At 34.1% G+C, this 23213-nt stretch carries 22 protein-coding genes; 2 read left to right on the plus strand and 20 right to left on the minus strand.

Going from position 1 to position 23213, the window contains the following annotated elements:
- On the plus strand, positions 1-242 hold a 242-nt coding region (locus tag BMX30_RS17305; protein ID WP_139195407.1), incomplete at its 5' end, for an ATP-binding protein.
- 158 nt (positions 243-400) lie between these two features.
- Here the strand turns inward: BMX30_RS17305 and BMX30_RS17310 are convergent.
- A complete protein-coding gene (locus tag BMX30_RS17310) occupies positions 401-838 on the minus strand; it encodes a sigma-70 family RNA polymerase sigma factor (RefSeq protein ID WP_090748646.1) in 438 nt (145 codons plus the stop codon).
- A gap of 348 nt (positions 839-1186) precedes the next feature.
- The gene (locus BMX30_RS17315) at positions 1187-1393 is read right to left on the minus strand and encodes a hypothetical protein (RefSeq protein ID WP_090748648.1); all 207 of its coding nucleotides are present in this window, start codon (positions 1391-1393) and stop codon (positions 1187-1189) included.
- 334 nt (positions 1394-1727) lie between these two features.
- Here BMX30_RS17315 and BMX30_RS17320 point away from each other — a divergent pair, with 334 nt between their 5' ends.
- Positions 1728-2408, plus strand: coding sequence for a helix-turn-helix domain-containing protein (locus BMX30_RS17320; protein WP_211482085.1), 681 nt, complete (start codon positions 1728-1730; stop codon positions 2406-2408).
- 173 nt (positions 2409-2581) lie between these two features.
- Here the strand turns inward: BMX30_RS17320 and galE are convergent, their stop codons facing one another.
- The 18 genes from galE to BMX30_RS17410 all read right to left on the minus strand — a co-directional run bounded on the left by galE (position 2582) and on the right by BMX30_RS17410 (position 22855).
- A complete protein-coding gene (galE, locus tag BMX30_RS17325; protein WP_090748650.1) occupies positions 2582-3571 on the minus strand; it encodes a UDP-glucose 4-epimerase GalE in 990 nt (329 codons plus the stop codon).
- A gap of 45 nt (positions 3572-3616) precedes the next feature.
- Positions 3617-4441: an HAD-IIA family hydrolase gene (locus BMX30_RS17330; RefSeq protein WP_090748652.1), complete on the minus strand. Its 825-nt coding sequence runs from the start codon at positions 4439-4441 to the stop codon at positions 3617-3619.
- Positions 4434-5141: a phosphocholine cytidylyltransferase family protein gene (locus BMX30_RS17335; protein ID WP_090748654.1), complete on the minus strand. Its 708-nt coding sequence runs from the start codon at positions 5139-5141 to the stop codon at positions 4434-4436. The genes BMX30_RS17330 and BMX30_RS17335 overlap by 8 nt, the downstream gene beginning before the upstream one ends.
- Entirely contained in the window at positions 5141-6193 is a 1053-nt protein-coding gene (locus BMX30_RS17340) for an iron-containing alcohol dehydrogenase family protein (RefSeq protein WP_090748656.1), read from the minus strand. Before BMX30_RS17340 ends, BMX30_RS17335 begins: the two co-directional genes overlap by 1 nt.
- Before the next feature lie 130 nt (positions 6194-6323).
- Positions 6324-7193, minus strand: a complete 870-nt coding sequence (locus BMX30_RS17345; protein ID WP_090748658.1) for a LicD family protein — start codon at positions 7191-7193, stop codon at positions 6324-6326.
- A 213-nt stretch (positions 7194-7406) separates the two neighbouring features.
- Positions 7407-8702, minus strand: a complete 1296-nt coding sequence (locus tag BMX30_RS17350) for an oligosaccharide flippase family protein (protein ID WP_139195408.1) — start codon at positions 8700-8702, stop codon at positions 7407-7409.
- 311 nt (positions 8703-9013) lie between these two features.
- Complete coding sequence (locus BMX30_RS17355) at positions 9014-10408, minus strand: O-antigen polymerase (RefSeq protein ID WP_090748662.1); 1395 nt, start codon at positions 10406-10408, stop codon at positions 9014-9016.
- A 115-nt stretch (positions 10409-10523) separates the two neighbouring features.
- Entirely contained in the window at positions 10524-11720 is a 1197-nt protein-coding gene (locus tag BMX30_RS17360) for a glycosyltransferase (protein WP_090748664.1), read from the minus strand.
- Complete coding sequence (wecB, locus tag BMX30_RS17365; RefSeq protein WP_090748665.1) at positions 11720-12844, minus strand: non-hydrolyzing UDP-N-acetylglucosamine 2-epimerase; 1125 nt, start codon at positions 12842-12844, stop codon at positions 11720-11722. The genes BMX30_RS17360 and wecB overlap by 1 nt, the downstream gene beginning before the upstream one ends.
- A 4-nt stretch (positions 12845-12848) precedes the next feature.
- Positions 12849-13958 (minus strand): capsular polysaccharide biosynthesis protein CapF, encoded by a 1110-nt coding sequence (locus BMX30_RS17370; RefSeq protein WP_090748667.1) that lies wholly within the window; start codon positions 13956-13958, stop codon positions 12849-12851.
- Positions 13955-14977 (minus strand): polysaccharide biosynthesis protein, encoded by a 1023-nt coding sequence (locus BMX30_RS17375; RefSeq protein WP_090748669.1) that lies wholly within the window; start codon positions 14975-14977, stop codon positions 13955-13957. The genes BMX30_RS17370 and BMX30_RS17375 overlap by 4 nt, the downstream gene beginning before the upstream one ends.
- An 18-nt stretch (positions 14978-14995) precedes the next feature.
- Positions 14996-16192 carry a glycosyltransferase family 4 protein gene (locus BMX30_RS17380; protein ID WP_090748671.1) on the minus strand — a complete coding sequence of 399 codons (1197 nt, stop codon included), beginning with the start codon at positions 16190-16192 and terminating at the stop codon, positions 14996-14998.
- Between the two features lie 40 nt (positions 16193-16232).
- A complete protein-coding gene (locus tag BMX30_RS17385; RefSeq protein WP_090748672.1) occupies positions 16233-16964 on the minus strand; it encodes a GNAT family N-acetyltransferase in 732 nt (243 codons plus the stop codon).
- Between the two features lie 18 nt (positions 16965-16982).
- Positions 16983-17612 (minus strand): sugar transferase, encoded by a 630-nt coding sequence (locus tag BMX30_RS17390; protein ID WP_090748674.1) that lies wholly within the window; start codon positions 17610-17612, stop codon positions 16983-16985.
- A gap of 2 nt (positions 17613-17614) precedes the next feature.
- The gene (locus tag BMX30_RS17395; RefSeq protein WP_090748676.1) at positions 17615-18844 is read right to left on the minus strand and encodes a DegT/DnrJ/EryC1/StrS family aminotransferase; all 1230 of its coding nucleotides are present in this window, start codon (positions 18842-18844) and stop codon (positions 17615-17617) included.
- Positions 18845-19492: 648 nt separating this feature from the next.
- Positions 19493-19885 carry a type II secretion system protein gene (locus tag BMX30_RS24115; RefSeq protein ID WP_090748678.1) on the minus strand — a complete coding sequence of 131 codons (393 nt, stop codon included), beginning with the start codon at positions 19883-19885 and terminating at the stop codon, positions 19493-19495.
- Positions 19886-20015: 130 nt separating this feature from the next.
- On the minus strand, positions 20016-20900 hold the full coding sequence (galU, locus tag BMX30_RS17405; RefSeq protein ID WP_090748680.1) for a UTP--glucose-1-phosphate uridylyltransferase GalU: 885 nt from the start codon (positions 20898-20900) through the stop codon (positions 20016-20018).
- A gap of 137 nt (positions 20901-21037) precedes the next feature.
- Entirely contained in the window at positions 21038-22855 is a 1818-nt protein-coding gene (locus BMX30_RS17410; RefSeq protein WP_090748682.1) for a polysaccharide biosynthesis protein, read from the minus strand.
- Positions 22856-23213: the final 358 nt, after the last annotated feature.

A 23213-nucleotide genomic window follows, 5' to 3' on the forward strand; every position in this document is an offset into this window, starting at 1 on the left:
ATGAACTGGGTTATATCCCTTTGCATAAACAAGGTGGAGAGCTATTATTTCAAGTAATTTCAATGTGTTATGAGACCAAAAGCATCATTATTACAACCAACCTGCAGTTCGGTCAGTGGAACCACGTTTTTGGTGATCCGATTTTGACGGAGGCAGTCATTGACCGGCTGATCCACCATTCTCATCTGGTGGTATTTAACGGCGACAGTCATCGCTATAAGGAGTCATTATTACAAAACTAGCAATATCGTTGACGAGTGGTTTGAATGGATACATTTTTATCTGCCGTTTTGAACATTTTTTGCTTGCCAAATACAGTCGTCATCACAGGTCACCTCCTTGTCTTTAGATATCGCCCTTCACTTATTAGCCAACGGGAAAGGTGGTTTGGTAACCAAAATTACAAAAAATAATTTTTAAGCTTTTCCAACACCTTTTTATGCCGTTTAACCACAGCTACATGTGAGATGTTTTCTTCCTTTGCTACTTCTCTTACTGTTAAATCTTTATAATAAAGAGCCTGAATCAGCTCTTGTTCCTTTTCATTCAGTTCCGCCATCGCTTCCTGAAGGATCAGCAATGTTGCCTTGTCACAAAGAATATCTTCTATCATTTTGTCATCTTCAAAATCACCGCCTAGATCCATCAAACGATTGATTGAATCTTCCTTGCTTGGGATATATTCAACCGTTTCTTCATCAGGATCAACAGCTATCCGTCCAACTTTGATATCCTGTTCGAGGTACCGTTCTCTTCTTTTCATTTTGTAATACTCCTTGTAAACTGCCTCGCTAACACAGACTTGATCCTTGCCGATTTTGATTAAAAACTCGCTCATTCTCTTTTCCTCCCATGGCACGGTAGGAAGCCGTAGGGGAAAAAGAGACAAAAAAATAAGCCGGACACAGAACGCCCAAACTGCATTAATTTGCAGGGCGTACTATGTCCGGCTTATAGGTAGTTCACACCACGACTCCATTGCTCGGTACCGATTATTTTTGATTGAATATGCATTCACTTGCTAGATGATCATTTCTTCTCAAAACATCAGATCATCCGGCATGGGTAATGCATATGATTCCTCGCTCGGTATTATCGTGGTATGAACTTTATGTAAAAATTAAAAAGGCCCAGGTATATCAGTTTCACTGATTCCCCGGACCTTAAGGTAGAATTGATTTGCAACTCATGGCGAATCACTATCTCCTTTTCGTCTCGTTATTGGTTTTCCACTTACTTTTTTAAATTCACCTGTTGCCAGTTCAACTTCCCAAACCCGCTTACATCTCGCACACTTCGTTTGAACGGGGCCAGCAGCTTCATTCCCTTTATCCAGCAGCCTGTAACCACAAGCTGGACACTCAACTCGCATAATCTTAGCTTCTTTTATCATTTGTATTCCTCCCAACTGTGTTGAAGCTTTTTAATATTTATTGATGTTTCGATATTAATATTTTACACAAGAACGTATGTTCTGTATAGTGGGAATACCAATTTTTTGCCTTTCCAAATTATCATTATTCATACCATCCTTTCTGCAATTAACACATATTTTGTTGCATATTTGGGAAATGAAGATAAATAAAAAAGTTATATTGTTAAAAATTTCCATTATACTTCGATAGAATAATTGCGTCAATCCCAAATATGCAACTTATTAAAAAAGTTGCGTAACTTGTTGCATCGACTTATAATATTATTGTAGTAAGAATATGGAGGGCAATTTTATGAAGAGAAATGAAATGGATAAGACCGATCAAGAAATACTACGAAGACGCTTAAAGGAAAGACGTCTCTTTTTAAATATGACATATCAAGATTTGGCCGAGAAAACTGGCATCGGCAAATCTTCAATACAGCGGTATGAAACGGGAGGAATTAAAAATATTCCATATGATAAGATTTTTTCCTTATCAGAAGCATTAGAGGTAAGACCAGAATATTTTACTGATTTGACTAAAGATTATACTGGAGAATCTGCTTTTGAAGTGAAAGTGATTAAAAAAGAGGATAGATCGCAACATCTAGATTATATTAAAGAATTCGAGGAAAGAGCAATCAGATATATAACCCCAAACTTAATTTCACAGGGATATAATATAGAACGGCACAGTCATGGCTCTGTAGGAGATATTGTTGCAACTAAGGGGAAGAAAATATGGCATATTGATTTCCTTTATACGAGAGATGTAAGTAAGTATCCAACTGGAATGGGAATGGGGCGACAACAGCTTCTACTAAGATTTGGAAGGCTTGCTGTTTACAATAAACCGATTACAAAATATTCGATAGTTATGGATAGACGTGAACTAGCAGAGCAATTCATACAATTTAAACCCATTCATTTAGACATTGAGACGAGCATTTTAATTTTACAGGGAACTGAATATAAAGAAATGCATTTCTAGAAAAAGACAAACACAAATAACCCCGCCAGACCACATTTTGGTCCAGCGGGATAAAAGTATTATTCTTTATAATTTTTCTCAAATCGCCATTCGTAAAGGCACATTGCTACGTTGGGCAGTCCAACCTATTTCCCTTTCAGCTTAGAAGTATCCGCATAAGGATAACACTAAGACTATTTTGATGAATAACCTTCAGGATTATTCCTATGCCAATTCCAAGCATCCTTAATTATTTTCTCTAATGAGTTAAATTCCGGCTTCCAACCTAATACTTTTTGAGCTTTATCTGATGAGGCAATTAAAACTGCCGGATCCCCCGCTCTTCTTTCTTTTAATTCAACAGGGATTGAATGCTCGGTTACTTTTCTTGCAACGTCAATTACTTCTTTTACAGAATATCCATTTCCATTACCTAGATTGAAGATGTCACTTGAATTACCGTTTCTTAAATACTCTAATGCCAAATAATGAGCAGAGGCTAAATCCATTACATGAATATAATCTCTTATACAAGTTCCATCTTCAGTTGGATAATCATCTCCGAAAATATATATCTTTTCCCTTTTTCCAAGCGGTACATCTAGGATAAGTGGTATTAGATGTGTTTCTGGCTCATGGTCTTCACCAATATATCCGCCTTGATGAGCTCCTGCGGCATTAAAATATCTCAAAGAAACATAATTAATTAAATAACCTTTCTCAAACCACTTCATCATCTTTTCCATGACTAGTTTTGTTTCACCATAGGTATTTGTTGGATTGGTTTCATCTTCTTCCATAATTGGAATGTTTTTAGGCTCTCCATAGGTAGCTGCAGTCGATGAAAACACAATCTTATCGACGTTATTTTCTTTCATTACATCTAAGAGACACAACATACCGTAAACGTTGTTATGGTAATATTCATAAGGCTTGTCCATACTCTCACCAACTAGGGAGTTGGCAGCAAAGTGAATAACTGCTTCAATATTATGCTTCTTGAAGACTTTATCTAAAGCTTCTTTATCTCTTAGATCAATTTGGTAGAAATTCTCTACATCGACAGAATTTCTATGTCCACTTTGCAGATTATCAACTACAATAACCTCTTCATGTTGATCTAAAAAATATTTTACTGAATGAGAACCTATATATCCTGCTCCGCCGGTTATTAGAATAGACATATTCTCTCTCCCCTCCCCCAATAGGCCACATATAATATAACCAAATTAAATTTTCTCAGCTACTTTAATTTCGGACAATTGATGATAGATTTCACCTATATGATTAAATATAAATTTTGGTTTGTATTCTGTATTATTAATATCGTCCCTTTTGGTTTCACCAGTAAGAACAACTGCTGTTGTTATACCTGCATTTATACCGCAAGCTATATCAGTATAAAGTCTATCACCTATCATAATTGCTTCTTCTTTTTTAAATCCACTATTCTTTATAGCTAGATCCACCATGGTTGCATTAGGCTTTCCAATATAAAATGGGGTCTTGCCAGTAGCTTCTATTAACATATTACAAATAGAACCACAATCCGGAATGAAACCAAATGATGTAGGGCAAACTAAATCCGGATTTGTTGCTATGAAATCTACACCACTATTTAGTAATTTACACGCATCTTCCAACTTTTTATATGTTAGTTCAGTGTCAAACCCGACCACCAAACAACCAATCTCTTCTTCCAACTGATCAGTTACAATAATATTGTCTTCTATTAATTCTTCTTTAAATGACTCAGTTCCTAAAACATAAATCTTTTTTTCATTATAGTTTGCTTTTAAATATAAGGAAGTGGCTTGTGAAGAAGTTAAAAAGTTAGTTTCATCTACTGGAATTCCCAAGCTTGTTAGTTTTTCAAGGTATTCCTTGACGCTTTTTGATGAGTTATTTGTTAAGAAGACATATTTACCTTCATTTGCTTTAATATATTTTAAAAAATCTAAACTATATTCAAATAATTTGTTATCCAAGTAAATAGTTCCATCCATATCTAATAAAAAAAGCTTTTTTCTCTCTATACTATTATAATTAATCATTGAATAAAATCTCCGCTCTTCCTAAATCATCATGATTGTCAATTTCAATCCATCTTCCTTTTAAAAGGCAGGGCATAAAATTAATTTCTTTAAATACTTCATTAAGAGCTATTTCCGTCCATTGGTTTAGATCTTTTCTATTCTCGATATATTCTATAACCTTTTCAAAGAAAATTTGCGATCCTTTTTCTGAGATTTTGTACACATCAATAGATACACCAAAAGCATCTTGTTCATCAATTATTTTACTTATCCCAACTATTTTGTTATCGACACATGTTACTTTCATATTCTCATCATTATACAGACCTTTTTCTACAACAATGGCATTTTCATATTTTTCCAATAACAATTCTTGAATAATCACTTCATCATAAAAAACATCTGCATTCATTAATAAAAATTTTTTATTAAGAAAGAATTCCTTCGCAAGATAAGCAGAATACATATTATTTGTTTTATCATAGTCATAATTTACTATTACTTTAACAAAGGGATATGATTCCTTTAACACATCTTGAAGTAACTGATATTTATACCCAGCTACTACTGTTATATCCTCAATCCCATTTTTCACTAAGTTATCTATCTGCTTAAACAAAATAGGAGTCCCATTAACCCCTACTAAAGATTTTGGTTTGCTATCCGTTAACGGTCTTAATCTAGTTCCTAATCCTGCTGCAAGAATAAGTGCTTTCACTATAATACCCCCATTATTTTATAATATATATCATCAAGATAATCCTCTGTTAAATTAAATGTGTTAAGAATTGAAAATCTATCCGGCCTTGTAGACTGAGCTTTCATCCATGCACCAATAAATGTATCCTTTGAAATACCTAAAGCCTGCGGTGATACATCCACTTTATACCTTTTAAGAAAATCTATAATAATATCATAACTTCGATTTTGAAAGATACAGCTGGTTATACTACCAAGTGCAACTTTCATTCCATGCGGAGCTTCAATATTATAGTATTCATCTAACGCATGACTAAATAAATGTTCAGAACCACTACAGGGCCTACTATTACCAGCAATATCCATTGCTAATCCACTCAAAACAAGTGACTGTGCTAATTGTCGAATAAAATTGTCATTCTTAAAATCCATCTCCCTTGTATAAAGAAGAATATTTAGTGCAGTGTCTGAAAGTAAATAAGCAAAATCATTTGCATATTTTTCTTTATATTCACATTCAAGTTTCCAATCGTAAAGTGCAGTGTAATTAGAAACAGTATCTCCTATTCCCGCCATTAATAATTGGTCTGGAGCATTTTTTATTATATCAATATCGATTAAGATTCCATCTGGAGTTTTACATCCAAAACTCTTAGCACGACCATTGATGGTCTTTAATACAGCTATAGGTGATGCAATTCCATCATTACTTAATGTCGTTGGTATACTAATAAATTTTTTCTTACTAACGTATGATGCATATTTAGCTGTATCAAGTACTTTCCCACCGCCAAAACCTATAATTAGATCATAATCTTCAATTGATATAATTTTAGCGGCTTCAACTGCGGTATCATAGGAGCTATCTGTAATATAATAAGTATGAATATTACAAAATTTTTCCTGTAATACTGATAATTCTCTTGAGAACCTACTATCAGCACCCTTAGATGTAAAAAACATAATCTTCTTTTTATCAATGTCTATAAATTGTTTGCCTAAAATTAACATTAATTTCCCAAAAATATTTTTCTCTATCGTTAGAAACATAGGCAAGTTAAACGATTGCATTATGTCACCTCCCAAGCGATTAATTTTTAAGAGAAAATAGTATGCATTAAAGATAAAGATTATATTTCAATTATCTTATAGGCTCCTAATCTCCCATTATAGTTACAATTCAAAGAATTGAGATTTTTCTTTAATCAAAATGTTCAATTCCACTAAAATCTGCTAATCTCTTATTTTTAATTTCATAATCTCCAAAGTCTATTTTAATAATTCCATGACGATTTCCCCTTTTCTCTATTGGAGGTAATTCCATAAAATTATTATATAAGTTTGTAAGATAAACCTCTGGTTCACCTGGAATTGAAAATTGATACCCTTCAAATAGTATATTTTCTGTATTTACAGCGAGTTTTTTTGGTAAATACTCTCGATAGTTATAGGAACCCTCTAGATTAATAACATTTTCTGCATCGCCATCGTTATATTTCGTCTCGAGTTTAATTATTTCTTTTAATATATAGTTTTTACTAATAGGCATGGTGAGACTTCCCATTACTGATATTGCTAATTGCTTAAATTTATTACTTTTATCCCAACTAGTGTAACGACACTTGCTTAACAGTAAAAACCTAAATAATTTAATTTTCTTTCTGTGTTCTTGTTGTTTATTTTTGTCATTTGGCATATTGTCAAAAGGAAAAATATCAATAAATATACCTTTATGCGAGTTATTATTCTTTGCAATTTCTTCAACATACTGAGTACCGTTAATTCTAATTTTTGCAAAGGCAAAGCCAAAGTCGTCATCTGTAGAAGCTGTTTGTAGATAATATTTTTTATCTAATTTACTTGCACAAACTTCTATGAACCGATTATATTCAGACCTAACCATCCCAATATCTAAATCATCATCCCAAGGTATAAAGCCAGCATGACGAATAGCTCCAAGTAACGTACCTCCAATTAAAAAATAGCTTATATCGTTTTCATCACATATTTTTTTTACTTCTAGTGCTAGATCCAGTTGACAAAGTTGTACTTTTCGTAATTCTTTATCCATTATTAAAATTTTCCTTTCTATTATAGTACACAAAATTTTAGCTCTTGACTCTAAAATCTGATTAGCAGAAAAATATAAGATAAAAGCTGTTATAACATTAGCTAGTATCTTAACTATTTCTTTCCCATGATTTGTGGTTAGTATATAGCGTTCAGTAAATCGCCTAATTCGATATCAATAACAGATTTATTCCTATATTAAATAGATAAGTCATCATATAGATCTTTTACTTCTGCTACATAGGTGCTTTTGTAATACAGTGTAACTTGCAACCAATCTAACTAACATTCCAACACATATTGCCATAGCCGCACCATCTATTTGATAAATTGGGATTAATAATATCGATGCTAATGTACTAAAAATAACCATAAGGATATAAATTGGGATTTGAGCCTTAAAATTTCGAGTTGCATTTAACCCAGTTCCTAGGGCTGTGGTAATATACCATATTGCAGCGGAAACCATTACCCATATAAATAAACTATTAAACTGTGCATACTCAAAACTATAAATTAATGTTAGTGTTATTTCCCCAAAAAAGGTAGCAACAATTATACCCGATAGCCCGATACCTATTGATAACATAATAAATCTATTCAATAATGTTCTAAACAAACTAATTTTCCCTTGACTAAAATACAAAGAAAGTCTCGGTGTTACAGCTTGTCCCAATGCATTTATTATTGTACTCCCCACAACCATTAAGTATGTTATTGCAGCGAAATATCCTAACATCTCTTCTCCTGCAGAACCTTGGATAAAATACCTCGGTATATTGACGTTCAATGTGTCTAAAGCAGCAACAATACCTAATGGAAATGATATAGCAGCAAGTCTTTTCAAGTTACTATAGGACCATTTCAGTTTCACTTCCTCACTATTAGCTAAATATTCACCTAGAATTTTTTTACTCATTCTGTAATCATAAATAATTAATATTAGTACCCAACTTATAATTAATCCAGTTAATGTTATTAATATATTTTCAGTTAAGTATATTAGGACTAAAACAATGATTAAGGATAGAACTCCTTTAATAATTTTTGAAATTGAGACTAAATGGAGCTTCTCTACTTTTTGAAAAATTCCATGGAAAATGTCACTAATAAATTCAGAGACCTTTAATATTCCAACCTGCAAAACTACAAATAATGTTAGTAAATTATTTGTTAAAAATGGGGATATTATGATTATAAAAATAAAAGAAATTAACATCATTAGAATTCTTAAAGTTAAATAATCATTAAATCTATATTGTTCGGTTTTATCTGTTACCATTACCACCCTTAAATTAAAACTTAATAATACAAAAAAAGGAGCGGTAATAGCCAAGCCTAATGCATACTGTCCCACCATTTCAGGTGTACCAAACTTTGTAAGGGTGATAAGAATTCCCCATTGGCTCATCGCGTATATTACGTTCCCAACAAAGGCCCAGATAACATTACTTTTTAACGAAAGATTATTTTTTTTTGTAATTCTAGAGCTTATCAAACTAATTTTCACTCCATTTATTCATTAATGATATTTATTCTCGATTATTCTAATAGCTACGTGCTTATGTGAATTAAATGTTCTAATAAATGAATAAATAGGTTTTCCCTTCGCTATCATTAACTGAAAGAAAATATAATTACCCTAAACTAAGAAAAAACCTAAGTTGATAATTACATTCAATTAGTACTTGGTTTTTAACTAAATCCATAATGTACTTCATAAGTTACCAGCAATTTAGATTTCAAAAGAAGATACTGTAAAATTTTTTATAAAACTATACTATTATTTATCATTTCAACATTAATTTAAGCCTAACTTGTTTAGTATCTATTCTTAAAAACCTTTGCGAATTGATTGTTTATCCAGATGATTATTAAAAAAATACTTAAGTGACTAACAAAAAAAGCAAATGTGTTTTGTAAATCACCACGATTCATAAAAAAGAATAAGGATAACGAGAATGGGTAGAATACTGCTAATATAGTAGAGTGTTCAAATTTAACATTCTCCCAATATACCTTATCTAAATATGCACTGATTTTACCAAAAAACAATGCCAAAATAATAACTCCAAAAATTCCAAAGTTAATTATTCCTTCAGCAATTAAAGGAGCAGATCCATTTGTGAAGCTATGTCCATAAGCTTCAAGTATATATGCACCACTTCCAATAGGCTTAGACGGCCATATCGATCTTGGTATAAAAAATAATAATGGACCCAAAAGCTGATACCCAAAAGAAATACCATATTCATTGGTATAAATATACGAGTAGATAATCATTGTAAACGAGTCGTAATGCCCAGTTAGGAAATTATCTGAGATATCGGAAATAGTCTGAAAAACAACTCCATCCGGTATATCAAACAATGAATATCGTCTAAAGACATTTATCAAAGGAAATACAATAATAAATGCTAGAAAAAAAACAAATATAAATAATCTATTCTTTTTAAAACTACTAAACATTAAGAGAATGAGACCTATATAAACAACTGCAACATTAAAACGAGCTAAGCCAAAAGGGGTATTGACAATTAAACAAGCTACAAGTTGAATTATAACTAGGAATAAACCCTGTTTAAATTTTTTATAAAATAAAATTGAAATTGCCAATCCATATAATACAGAATTCCTTAAAAGTGAAGTAAGCATTTGTTGTTCTGCAAGGGATTCCTGTTGGAAAGCCGAACTTGCTGTTGACCTTGAAAATATAGCATTTAAACCAGTTTGACTTATAACATATAATGTTATTAATATACTCATAATTGTACTAAAAACAATAAAAGCATAATTAAAATTCACTTTGCTAGACAAAAACTTACTCTTATTTATTTTTCTACTAAATTTAATTTTTGTACCAATGTAGTAAAACAACATCCATAAGAATACAGCAAATGTAATATATATTAAATCCGTTGTCTCTAAGTTAAATGCATATAAGAAAGTGTTACTAGAATATTGGATGAATGCAGCAACCCCATAAAAAATAAAACAAAAAAACCAATGTAACATTACAATCGAATATGATTTTTTCGCAACTTCGACTAACAGCATAACTAATGAAAATGTAAGAATTAACAAAAACATTAATACTAGGATCAAATCATTTTGAACAGGATTAAGGTTAAGAATAATACCTGCATAAAACAAAAACGATACTAATCCAAATATTAATACAAGAAATAGATTTTTCAACTTTATTTGATACACCATATGGCATATTACTCCTAACCTTTTTGTTTAAAACAAAAGCATTATTAATTGCTCTTGATATTCCTTAATTATTTTTTTAATTTCTAGAGCCTATCGTCTTACTTTGACTTTACCTTTAAATTATTTTTTTATATAACTCTAAGTATTTCTGAAACTTGTCCTCTTTATTAAAGTGTTCTTTAGCATGACTTCTGCAACTATATTTATTCTTACCATTCTCTTTTACTTTTCGTATATTAATAAAAAGATCACCGACATTCTTTTCTTCTGAAATAATACCGCAACTTTCATTTATACTTTCAATACTTCCACCTGTATTAAATGTAATAACTGGCGTTCCACAAGCTAATGCCTCCAAATTAGTCGTTGGAAAATTATCTTCTAGAGTAGGATTTACAAATACATCGGCTGCAGAATAAATTTCTGCTAATTCCTTTACACTATCTGTTTTAGTTATACCAATAACATTGTCCGGTAGTTCTTTAGTTTGTTGTTCTGTAAGTCCAACCATTACAATGACTTCATCTTCTTTTAGTTCCTTCGACAGACCATAAAAATATTCGTAACCTTTTCGTTTTTCCCATGCTCCGGCCACACCTAAAATAATAAACTTATCTTTTATATTTAACTTTCCTCTGAAATCACTTTCGGTTGGTTTAAAAACTTCCAGGTCTATCCCATTATTAATAACTTCTACAGGATACCTACCTAAAAATGATTTTTTCACAATCTCCGCAAGCCAATTTGATGGTGTAACAATAGTTAGGTGTTTAACACCATTAAATAGCTCTTTTTTCTTGTAATAATTTTGCTTTGAATTATCAGCAATTAAACTACTTGGATAACTTTTAGTTTGGGGGCAACTATGGCATTCCGTTATCCATTTATCGCAACTAACATAATCAAAGTACGAGCAATGTCCCGTAAATGGCCAGCAATCATGTAATGTCCAAACGACAGGTTTTTCAGTTTCTTTTAGATAATCAAATAAGATTTCAATATTAAGATAATAACCATGAATATTGTGTAAGTGTATAACGTCAGGATCTAGTTCTTTTACCTTATTGATAAAATCTTTTGTTGCTTTTTTTGAAGCAAAGCCGTGCTTATCAAAAAATCTTGTCTGAGCAACATGGATATAATTATCAAGTTTGCTTCCTATTTTTATAGTTGTATCAGAGAACTTTGCATTACCTCTGCCGAAAGCAATATAACTTTCATTTCCTTCATTTTTTAAGATTTTATCAATATCAGTGGCTATACGACCAGTACTTCCAACACCGCATACAGAATTGATTTGTAGTACCCTCATTACTTACCCCACACTACTCTATTAACATAATCTGTATACGATAATATAATTCTTAAAACTTTTTCTGAAACATTTGGCATACTATAATCAGCTACAGACCTTAACGTTCCTTTTTCTTGCACTTCTATTATTTCTAATCCTTGTAGTATACGATCTTTCTTTAAACCTACCATCATCACCGAGGCTTCCTCCATAGCTTCTGGCCTTTCATGAGCTTGTCTAATATTAAGCGCTCTAAAATCTAGAATAGAAGACTCCTCGCTAATTGTCCCACTATCACTAAGAACTGCTTTTGATTTAATTTGTAATTTCACATAATCATTAAATCCGAGAGGTTTCATTGTTTTTACAAGTGGATTAAATATAATCCCTTTTGACTCAATCATTTTTCTTGTTCTTGGGTGGGTACTTACGATTACAGGTAAATTATATTTTTCTGCAATTGCATTTAAACTCTCCACTAGGTCTTGAAAATTTATATCTGAATTAATATTTTCTTCTCGATGTGCAGAAACTACGAAGTACTTGTCTTCTTCAAGTCCCAGTCTCTTTACTACATCTGATTTTTCAATGTCATCTTTTCTAGAGTTGAGAACCTCAAACATTGGACTTCCAGTTTTAATTATTCTATCTGATGAGAACCCTTCTCTGAGAAGGTATTCCCTAGCAATATCACTATACGTTAAATTAATGTCAGCTGTATGATCAACAATTTTCCTGTTCGTTTCTTCAGGTACTCTTTGATCAAAGCATCTATTTCCAGCTTCCATATGAAAAATTGGAATGTGTCTTCTCTTAGCAGCAATCGCGCATAAGCAGCTATTGGTATCTCCAAGTACTAAAAATGCATCAGGTTTTACTTCTTCCATAATAGGATCTATTTTAACAAGAATGTTACCGATTGTTTCTACCGCTGTTCCAGTCGCCGCATTAAGAAAATAATTCGGTTTCTTCAAATTAAAGTCATTAAAAAATACTTCGTTTAATTCATAATCGTAATTTTGCCCTGTATGGACAAGAGTATGTTCGATTGCATTAGATTCTTCTAATTTATTTATAACAGCTGATAGTCTAATAATTTCCGGTCTCGTACCTACTACTGTCATTACTTTTAATTTCTTCATTAATTTAAACCTCCAAGAAATAGGTATCTGGCTTTTCAGGATCAAAAAACTCATTTGCCCACATAATTGTAACCATATCGGTATCTCCTAGGTTTTCAATATTATGCGTATAGCCAGTGGGTATATCAACTACTTCTAACTTTTCTCCATTGACGAAATATTCGATGACTTCATCTGAGCCAATCTTTCTAAAACGAATAACTCCTTCTCCACTTACAACAAGGAACTTTTCATTCTTTGTGTGGTGCCAATGGTTTCCTTTCGTTATACCAGGTTTAGATATATTCACAGAAACTTGTCCTCTTTCTGCAGTCTTAATAAACTCAGTAAAAGAACCTCTATGATCAACATTCATCTTAAGGTCGTAACTGAACTTATCCTCTGGTAAGTAGCTCAAGTACGTACTATATAATTTCTTCGTAAACGAATTAGACATATCTGGAATAGAGCGCTCTTCGCGGCTATTTTTGAACGAATTTAATAAATCAACTATTTCTCCAAGTGTGATAGTATGAACCACCGGTACTTCACAAAAATCTCCAACCATGTTTTCATTACCTTGTAAAGCTCTTATCAATTCTTCTACTACACCATCTATATAAACTAAATTCACCACAACACTAGGATCATTTACGGTAACTGGTAATTCACGAGCAATATTATGACAGAACGTTGCTACTGCACTGTTATAATTTGGTTTACACCATTTGCCGAATACATTTGGAAAACGATAAACAAGTACTTTCGCTCCAGTTTCTTTACTGTATTCAAAGAGTAAATCTTCACCAGCTTTTTTGCTAATACCATAAGGATTGTCTAGAACCGCTTGGATAGATGAAGAAATCATAACTGGACATGTATTTTGATTTTTTTTCAACGCTTCTAATAGTGTTGATGTAAGTCCATAGTTACCATCCATGAACTCGGATTGATCCTTTGGACGGTTAACTCCTGCAAGGTGAAAGACAAAGTCTGCTTCTCTACAATATTGGTCAAGCTGCTCATGATTTGTTTCCTTGCAATATTCAAAGATGTCCGTGTAGTTTTGGTTTCTTAATTCTGCTATTAGGTTCTTACCAATAAAACCTTTTGCACCTGTAACTAGAATCTTCATGAATAAACCAAACCTTTCAGCTCATTTTGAACATACTCAAGCTCTAATAACTTTTCTTTAATTTGTTCGATAATTAATCGATCTGTATTATGAGAATTGTATTCCTCTTCCGTAGATAATTTCTGATCACCTTCTACAAAAAACTTGTCATAGTTCAGATCTCTTGTATCAGCAGGAACACGGTAAAATCCGCCTAAATCCTGTGCAACTACGTGTTCTTCTCTAGTAAGAAGAGTTTCATATAACTTTTCTCCATGGCGTGTACCAATAATCTTTATTTCATTATCTGCATTGAATAACTCTTTAAGTGCTATTGCTAGATCACCAATAGTAGAGGCTGGTGACTTTTGAACCATAATATCTCCTGCTTGAGCATTTTGGAATGCAAAGACTACTAATTCAACCGCTTCTTCAAGACTCATTAGAAATCTAGTCATATTAGGGTCTGTAATGGTAATTGGATAGCCATTTTTAATTTGTTCTATAAATAACGGAATTACAGAACCTCTTGATGCCATGACATTTCCATAGCGTGTCCCACAAATAAGTGTTTTTTCTGGGTCAACTGTCTTTGCCTTAGCTACAAATACTTTTTCCATCATTGCTTTTGAGATACCCATAGCGTTAATAGGGTAAGCTGCTTTATCTGTAGACAAGCAAATCACTTTCTTAACACCACTTTCAATAGAAGCAGTAAGAACGTTTTCCGTCCCGAGTACATTTGTTTTTACAGCTTCTAACGGGAAAAATTCACAAGAGGGAACTTGTTTAAGAGCAGCTGCATGAAAAACGTAATCAACTCCATGCATAGCATTTTTCACACTTGCAAGATCTCTTACATCTCCTAGGTAAAATTTAAGTTTATGGTTTTTATAAAGTTTTCGCATATCATCTTGTTTCTTTTCATCACGAGAAAATATACGTATTTCTTTTATATCCGTATCTAAAAATCTATTCATGACAGCATTTCCGAAAGAACCTGTACCGCCTGTAATTAATAAAGTTTTATTTTCAAACATAGAATTACCTCTTTCAAATTATTTGAAGTGTTTTTCTAAGATTTCAACAGAATGCTTAACCTGGAAATTATTTACGATATATTCCCGTCCGTTAAGTCCTTGTGTTATCAAATCTTTACTGTTTGCCATTGATTTAACCTTTGCTATAAAAGCATCAGCATCTCCTGACCAAACCCATTCACCACATTGAGCTTCAGTTATTAAGTCTTTTAAGTCGGTTACTTTATCAGTAACTGCAAGAACAGGCTTTGCATATTCCATATATGATAGTATTCTTGAGGGATAATTTGGAATTGTGAATTTTGGATCTAGAACAATTAACCCTACATTACATTCTTTAGTAATCTGTTCATAGTCATCTCTTGGTAGATTTTCTACTAACTTTGCGTTACTAACTTTATTCTCACTTATGGTTTTCTCAAGTTTATATCTATCTGTTCCTCGCCCAACAAAGAGAAAGTATATTTCATCATTATCCTTACATTCTTTAACTGCTTTACATAGAAGTTCAATAAACTGCGGCCTTCCCATATTCCCACCAAAAAGAAAAACACAAGCATCCTTAGGTATACTGTACCGTTCACGCATAGGATACTCATTTGTTTCAATTATCTTAGTAATTTTTTTTGTATTTGGAAAGATCTCTAGTTTGCTATTATCTAACCACGGGTTATGTTCTACGAGATAATTTTTATTAGCTAAAGACATGCAACCAATAGTATCAGCAGTTTGATACAACTTTTTTTCCTTTGTAAGAAAATACTTATACAATAACCCATTCTGTTTCATGATTCCTAAGTCTACTGCATTTTGAGGAAATATATCCTTAAGCATAAGATAAGCTGGACAATCAAACTTTTTTTTAGCCCAAGCTACAAGTCCAGCATTTGTCACTGGGGGAGCTTCAAAGAGTATAAAGTCAAACTCTTTATCTCCTAAATATTTTGTAATCCCTTTTTTCATCAATATCGGAATCTTTAATGTGGTTATTCCTTTTTCTATCAAACCAACATCGTAATAATTACCAGTTACTACTCGTAGTACATCAAATCCGCGTTCTTTTTTTAGTTCCGTGTTTTTTTTATTCCTTGCTTGTTCTGCAACAGCCACTGTTAATTCATGGCCTGTTTCATGCAGTTTTTCTGCCAAATCAGTGTAAATAGTTGCGCCCTTATCTGGTTCTGGAAATGACGTGGCGATGTATAATACTTTCAATTGTTATCAATCTCCTTACATTTTGTTAACAACAATAAAATTACAAGTTCCACAGATGATAAACTTGATGACTTTCTACCTGTTTACAATTAACCTTATGATAAAAATTAATTGCAGCTGTATTACGAACTTGTGTACCGACTTTTATTATGTTAACTCCACGATTATGAGCCGCATACTCTACAGCTCTGAATAAACTCGTACCGATTCCACTTTTTGTAGTATTTTGTGAAACTGCAATAAGCTCTATCACACAAACATTATCTGAATAAGAATGTAATAAGAACCCATTCGTTTCAACATTTTCATCGAAAGATAAGACATAGAACTTATCCTGTTTCTCAAAAGAATTCATTAACCATTGTTGATATACTTTTTCTCCACCACGTTTAGCCAGTTCTTTATCCTCTGTAAACTTAGAAAACTGAAAGTCTGCTATGTTAATAATTTGATCATTTCTTTTTAACGCTTGGTGAACAACAAGATTTTTTGGAATTTCATAAACGTCTTGTATCTTCTTTATAAACTGAATATTTACATCTGCCAAAAAGGCACTAGTATCTTTTCCAATGAATTGAGCGTTTTCTGGTTCAGAATTGCGGTTTTCGATTGAGACAAACTGATAATCTTTAAATCTTTCTTTAAGATCATTCCATTCATTTTGTTTTAATGGTTTCTTTAGAATAGCTTTAGCACAAGTTACACCAAAAAACTCTGTGTCCCATTCAAGATTGTAGAAGGATGCTGGACTTTCTATGCTGCTTTTATCCATATGACAATTACTCCTTCCCTACATACTAACTTTTTTATTTTTAGTAGCTTCTGTACTACTTTCCTTAACAAAGACATCTTCACTCTTTAATACAGAAACAGCGGTCTTAAAGAAGATTTTTATATCTAGCCAAAAAGATAAATGATCAATATAATAAATATCATTTTGAATTCGTTCTTTCCAAGGTACTGTATTTCTGAAATAAGCTTGATTAAAACCAGAAACGCCAGGTCTAACCTCTAACTTCCTAGCCTCGTTACCTTCATATAATTTATGGTGTTCAGGTAAATCGGGCCTAGGCCCAATAATACTCATATCACCCTTAATAATATTTAGAAGTTGTGGTGTCTCATCTAAGCTCGTCTTTCTAATAAACTTACCTATTCTTGTAAGTCTAGGATCATCTTCAGCATTAAATGTTGATCCATCTTCATTTCGGAGATCAGGTGCATTCATTTTCATTGAACGAAATTTATACATTTTAAATACTTTTCCATCCTTACCTAACCGTGGTGCATTATAAAAAATTGATCCTTTATCTTGAAAATATATTATTGGACCAATTATTAATAGAATAATAAACCAAAACGGTAAAGCTACTAATGCCAGTATTAAGTCTAAAATTCTTTTAAAAAAGCTCTTATACATTTCTAACACCCACTCCAAACTTCATTGATTACCTTTTTCAACGTGACAATAACGTAGTCCACATCTTCGTTACTCATTAGTGTATTAAGTGGCAGTGTAATTTCGTTCTCATACATGCTAAAAGCATTTGGATAATCATTAATATCAAAACCTAAGTTCTTATAAGCTGTAAACATTGGTAATGGCTTATAGTGAACATTACATGACACTCCCAACTCAGCCAACTTAACTATTATTTCATTCCTTTTAAGTTCACCTATCCCTGGCATCCTAGCAAAATAAAGGTGCCCTGAAGAAATGGAATTTTCACTATAATGCTGCAAAGTTCTAATACCGAATGGTAAAAAAGCATTATCATACATCTCAATTATCTCTCTACGTCTATTCATCATGTCTTCATATCTACTTAACTGAACTAAACCTATTCCAGCCATAACATCGGTCATATTACACTTATAGGCTGGATAAACAATGTCATACTCCCATGCACCTTTTTGTGTTTTCGCTAGGGCATCTTTTGACTGCCCGTGTAAGCTATATAACATGTACTGCTTATAAAGCCATTCCTCATCTAAACCTTCAATACTTTGCCAAACAACGGCCCCACCTTCAGCAGTTGTCAAATTTTTAACTGCATGAAAAGAAAAGCAAGTAAAGTCAGCTACTTGCCCACATTTCAAACCATTTCTTTCAGCGCCAAAAGCATGGGCTGCATCAGTCATTACTATTACTCTATTAAATAACTTTTGAAGATCATTATTTGCTTTAAATAGCTCTTTTTTACTTTCTACTACTCTAAAAATTGCATCATAGTCACACATTTTCCCTGCAATATCTACAGGAATTATAGCTTTAGTCTTTTCTGTAATCGCATCTGCAAGTTTTGTATAATCCATTTCAAAGGATTCAGGTGCTGTATCAACTAGCACAATTTTTGCACCGACATGGTCAATAATAGAAGCTGAAGCTGTGTAGGTATATGCTGAAGTAATTACTTCATCTCCTGGTCCAATTCCTAATATACGGAGAGTTAACTCCATTGCTGCAGTAGCTGAATTTAAACAAACAGCTTTATTTGTTCCGACATATTCAGCTATCCTCTTTTCAAATTCTTTTGTTCTAGGTCCAGTTGTGATCCATCCAGACTTTAAGGCTTTTATCACTTCTTCAATTTCCGCATCTGTAATATCAGGCGGTGAGAAAGGTATATTTCTAACTTTAGTATCATTCATTTTAGTTTTCCTCACTTTATCGAAAGATTATGTTTCATATACATTTAGTAACTTAGTACTTAACTAGAAGAATTTCCAACCAACTACTAACCCACTAAACCTTATCCACTTCTGATAGCCACCTCGTAATATCTATTCAATCTACCAACCAAATACGGAATAGATATTCACTCCACAATAATCCTAAACCGAGTTTCTTCCTATCATATATATCATTCAATCAATCTATAAACCTCACTAAAAACGTCTCAAACCCTTTTCCTACAAGGTTTCTAGCGTTCAATCTAACCACGATAGTCAGTTCCTTAACTCCATTCAATATTTTTCCATATTTTAGGTTGCTCAAAACCCCGTCAAATCAACGTTTTCAAAACTTAAAACACCCGATTTCAGCCATTTTATCTTTATATACTAACAAAACGATACTATGTCATATAGATAAATCCCGTATATTGTATATTATTGTGATTTTCCACTGATTTTAACACAATATGTTGTGGTCATCTATTCGCCATTCTGACTCCCCCACTACCATTCAACCACTATTACCATATCCCTTAACTCCGAAGCTAGGGGCTCAATAAGTTCATATGAACCCCTAGCAACCCAGTTACCGCTAGCTCGAAGAGATACAATACTTACATACACCTATAGAAACGGAACACCACTTCCACCTTCATCAGGTTCTTCCTCTTCACCATGACTATCAGAGTGAATACTACATTTCACAGCACCATCCACAAAAGTAATTTCCCCACCACTGGGACAAATATCAACGCCAGAGTCATGCAAATAATCCTGAAAAGCACTTGTTGAATGATCTTTACTCTCTAGGTGTAGATGAGTCGAGTACATTCTATCCAATTCCGTACGATTTAAAGCACAAACATCTTCCTTAGATCTTTCCACTAACCAAATAACAGAAGGCACTGCAATCGCTGCTAGTATCCCCAGTATTACTGTAACAGCTAATACCTCCACTAAAGTGTAACCTTCACTCCGCAATTTCTCTCCTTTAATTGCTTTCATATATTCAAACATAAGCAATCACCATCCATGTAGTTTCATGAATAGGTTTGGTTTAAAATCCCTAATGAAGTTAATACCAGCAGCCAACCCTCACCTATATTTTTAATTTACCATTAAACTCGAAGAGCTAATAAGGTACAACCTATACCTCTACCCTGCTCTTACGCAATACATCCTCAAGATACTCAAGCAACTCATGCTTAATCTCTTCATTCTGCAAAGCAAACTCAACCGTAGTCTTCACAAACCCAATCTTCTCCCCAACATCATATCGCTTACCCTCAAAGTCATAAGCAAACACCCGTTGAATCTGATTTAGTTTCTGAATCGCATCCGTCAACTGAATCTCTCCACCAGCACCAGTCTCCTGTTGTTCAAGATACATGAAAATCTCCGGCGTAAGCACATAACGACCCATAATCGCAAGATTAGAAGGAGCAGTACCCGGAGCAGGCTTCTCCACAAAATTCTCAACCTGAAACCTTCTACCCTCTTGAACCGAAGGATCAACAATCCCATAACGATGCGTCTCATTATCAGGAACAGTCTGTACCCCAATGACAGAAGAACGTGTTTCCTCATATTCATTAATTAATTGCCTAAGGCACGGAGTGTCACTTTGCACAATATCATCACCAAGCAACACCGCAAACGGCTCATCCCCAATAAAATTCCGCGCACACCAAACCGCATGGCCTAAACCCTTAGGCTCTTTTTGCCGTATATAATGAATATCTGCAAGATTAGTAGAATAGCGTACTCGGTCAAGAAGATCAAACTTCCCCTTCGACTCAAGGTTTTGCTCAAGCTCAGGAGCAAAATCAAAATGATCTTCAATCGCACGCTTCCCTTTCCCAGTAACAATGATAATATCCTCAATACCAGACGCAATAGCCTCTTCAACTATGTACTGTATAGTTGGCTTATCAACAATCGGTAACATTTCTTTTGGCATCGCCTTCGTAGCAGGCAAAAACCTTGTACCCAAACCCGCAGCTGGAATAATCGCCTTACGCACCTTTTTCATTCAAAACTCCCCCAACATCGCATAGTTCGAAAACCGCAAGGTTTTCTTCTAACAACTAGTTCTTCACAACATTTAGTCAATGAGTAGATTAATCAAACTCCTAATCAATCCTCAATTTAATAGTGTTTATTAAGCTATCACTCCGCCACCAAAAACCGAAGGTTCTCCCTCCGATTAGCAAGATTAACCACAAACTCCTTCAACTCATCCTCAGAAAGGCTTTCAAAGTTCTTAAGAAGATAATGAACCTCCTCATCCTGCTCATGCAACGCCTTCCCAATAAATATCTTCGGGAAAATCGGCTCAGGATGAATCTCCTTATCATTCAATAACTCCTCAAACATCTTCTCCCCAGGACGAAGCCCCGAATAAGAAATCCCAATCTCCTCAACAGAATAACCCGAAAGGGTTATCAAGTTTTTCGCAAGATCAACAATCCGAACCGGCTCCCCCATATCTAACACGAAGATTTCTCCACCTCTTGCAAGAGATCCCGCCTGAATAACAAGCCTTGAAGCTTCAGGAATCGTCATAAAATATCTCGTCATATCCGGATGCGTAACCGTCACCGGGCCACCAGCCTGAATCTGTCTCTTAAACAGTGGAATAACACTACCACGACTACCAAGCACATTACCAAATCTCACCGCAACAAACTTAGTCTTACTAGTCTCCGCCAACTGCTGAATCACCATCTCCGCAATCCGCTTAGTAGACCCCATCACATTAGGAGGATTAACCGCCTTATCAGAAGAAATCAAAACAAATGTTTTCACACCGAAGGTGTGACTCGCCTCCGCCACATTCCGAGTCCCAAAAACATTATTCTTAACAGCTTCCCTCGGATTATACTCCATCAAAGGCACATGCTTATGAGCCGCCGCATGATAAACAACATCCGGCTTATGCTCCTCCATCACCTCAAACATCCGCTCACGATCCTGAATATCCCCAATCACCGGAACAATCTCAATAGAATCTCGATAGAGATTCCGTAACTCCATATCAATAGAGTAGATGCTATTCTCCCCATGCCCCACCAAAACTAGTTTTTGTGGGGTGAAAAGGCAAATCTGCCGACAAATCTCAGACCCAATCGATCCACCAGCACCCGTAACAAGCACTGTTTTCCCCGACACATATTCAGAAATCCCATCAATATCAAGCTTAATCGGCTCACGCCCCAACAAGTCTTCCACCTCAACATCACGGAACTGACTAACAGGGACCTTCCCAAGCATGACATCCTCAATCTTCGGCATAATCTGTGTCTTCACTTTCGTTTTCGAGCACTCATCAAAAATTCTTGTAATCTCTTTCCTACTTAAGGAAGGAATCGCAATCACAATCTTATCAATCTTATACTTTTCAACCGCATCGACAATCCCCTTCGACGTCCCAACAACCGGAATATCAAGGATTTGCAGCTTATACTTACGAAAATCATCATCAATAAAGGCCGCAGGCTTTAAGCCAAGCTCTGGATTACTTAATAACTGTCTCGCCACAAGCGTTCCACCCTGACCCGCACCAATAATCAACACCCGTTCCATATCCTGCTTTTTCTTCATAAAATGGTCACGATACATTCGCCAAGCGAAACGTGAACCACCAATGAGGATCATATGCAAGGTCCATGTCGTGAACAAAGCCCGACCGAAAATGGGCATATCCATCATGTATTGAAAAACCGCCGTACCCGCAATCGAAAAGGTAACAGCTTTTAAAATACTCACGATTTCCCCGATGCTCGCATATTCCCACGCCTTGTTGTAGAGCTGGAATATAGAAGCGAACAAATGATGAAGCACTAATAAAACAACGACACTCCATAAAAGATTATCAAAAACAACTTCAATCGATGGATGAAGAAGGATATAACTAAAATAAATTGCTGTCAGCACAATCAATGTATCCAGCCCTGCTAATAGCGTTAAGCGATTTCGATAGCTCATCCATGACCCTCCTCTTTTTATCTATTAATTACTATTAAGAAAATTTCTGCCCAAAAATAAATACCTAATGAAAACGCATATTGTGGTTTAACAAGCGCTTTCATTGGGTATTTATTCTGTAGCGTTATTAACTAAATTTAATTTGGGCATCTAACCCATCCTCACATCATGCTTTTGACGACATCGTGCGTCTAAGGATACATAAATGCATCCCACAGCATAATCGAGTGCCTCCATAGATAACGGATAGGAGACATCGCCGGTCAGGAGGTCGCTCCTGAAGCTGTTGTTAATAGCTAGATTTATCTATTTGAAGTTTTATTGTTAAAAGGAGCGAAGCTCCACCAAACCAAAACAT

Origin of the sequence: Mesobacillus persicus (assembly GCF_900109925.1) — a bacterium.
Taxonomy (GTDB): Bacteria; Bacillota; Bacilli; order Bacillales; family Cytobacillaceae; genus Mesobacillus_B; species Mesobacillus_B persicus.

Coding starts and splice junctions, on each gene's coding strand:
- BMX30_RS17310 (WP_090748646.1), bottom strand. CDS start 838: ATGAGCGAGTTTTTAATCAAAATCGGCAAGGATCAAGTCTGTGTTAGC.
- BMX30_RS17315 (WP_090748648.1), bottom strand. CDS start 1,393: ATGATAAAAGAAGCTAAGATTATGCGAGTTGAGTGTCCAGCTTGTGGT.
- BMX30_RS17320 (WP_211482085.1), top strand. CDS start 1,728: ATGAAGAGAAATGAAATGGATAAGACCGATCAAGAAATACTACGAAGA.
- galE (WP_090748650.1), bottom strand. CDS start 3,571: ATGTCTATTCTAATAACCGGCGGAGCAGGATATATAGGTTCTCATTCA.
- BMX30_RS17330 (WP_090748652.1), bottom strand. CDS start 4,441: ATGATTAATTATAATAGTATAGAGAGAAAAAAGCTTTTTTTATTAGAT.
- BMX30_RS17340 (WP_090748656.1), bottom strand. CDS start 6,193: ATGCAATCGTTTAACTTGCCTATGTTTCTAACGATAGAGAAAAATATT.
- BMX30_RS17345 (WP_090748658.1), bottom strand. CDS start 7,193: ATGGATAAAGAATTACGAAAAGTACAACTTTGTCAACTGGATCTAGCA.
- BMX30_RS17355 (WP_090748662.1), bottom strand. CDS start 10,408: ATGGTGTATCAAATAAAGTTGAAAAATCTATTTCTTGTATTAATATTT.
- BMX30_RS17360 (WP_090748664.1), bottom strand. CDS start 11,720: ATGAGGGTACTACAAATCAATTCTGTATGCGGTGTTGGAAGTACTGGT.
- wecB (WP_090748665.1), bottom strand. CDS start 12,844: ATGAAGAAATTAAAAGTAATGACAGTAGTAGGTACGAGACCGGAAATT.
- BMX30_RS17370 (WP_090748667.1), bottom strand. CDS start 13,958: ATGAAGATTCTAGTTACAGGTGCAAAAGGTTTTATTGGTAAGAACCTA.
- BMX30_RS17375 (WP_090748669.1), bottom strand. CDS start 14,977: ATGTTTGAAAATAAAACTTTATTAATTACAGGCGGTACAGGTTCTTTC.
- BMX30_RS17385 (WP_090748672.1), bottom strand. CDS start 16,964: ATGGATAAAAGCAGCATAGAAAGTCCAGCATCCTTCTACAATCTTGAA.
- BMX30_RS17390 (WP_090748674.1), bottom strand. CDS start 17,612: ATGTATAAGAGCTTTTTTAAAAGAATTTTAGACTTAATACTGGCATTA.
- BMX30_RS17395 (WP_090748676.1), bottom strand. CDS start 18,844: ATGAATGATACTAAAGTTAGAAATATACCTTTCTCACCGCCTGATATT.
- BMX30_RS24115 (WP_090748678.1), bottom strand. CDS start 19,885: ATGTTTGAATATATGAAAGCAATTAAAGGAGAGAAATTGCGGAGTGAA.
- galU (WP_090748680.1), bottom strand. CDS start 20,900: ATGAAAAAGGTGCGTAAGGCGATTATTCCAGCTGCGGGTTTGGGTACA.
- BMX30_RS17410 (WP_090748682.1), bottom strand. CDS start 22,855: ATGAGCTATCGAAATCGCTTAACGCTATTAGCAGGGCTGGATACATTG.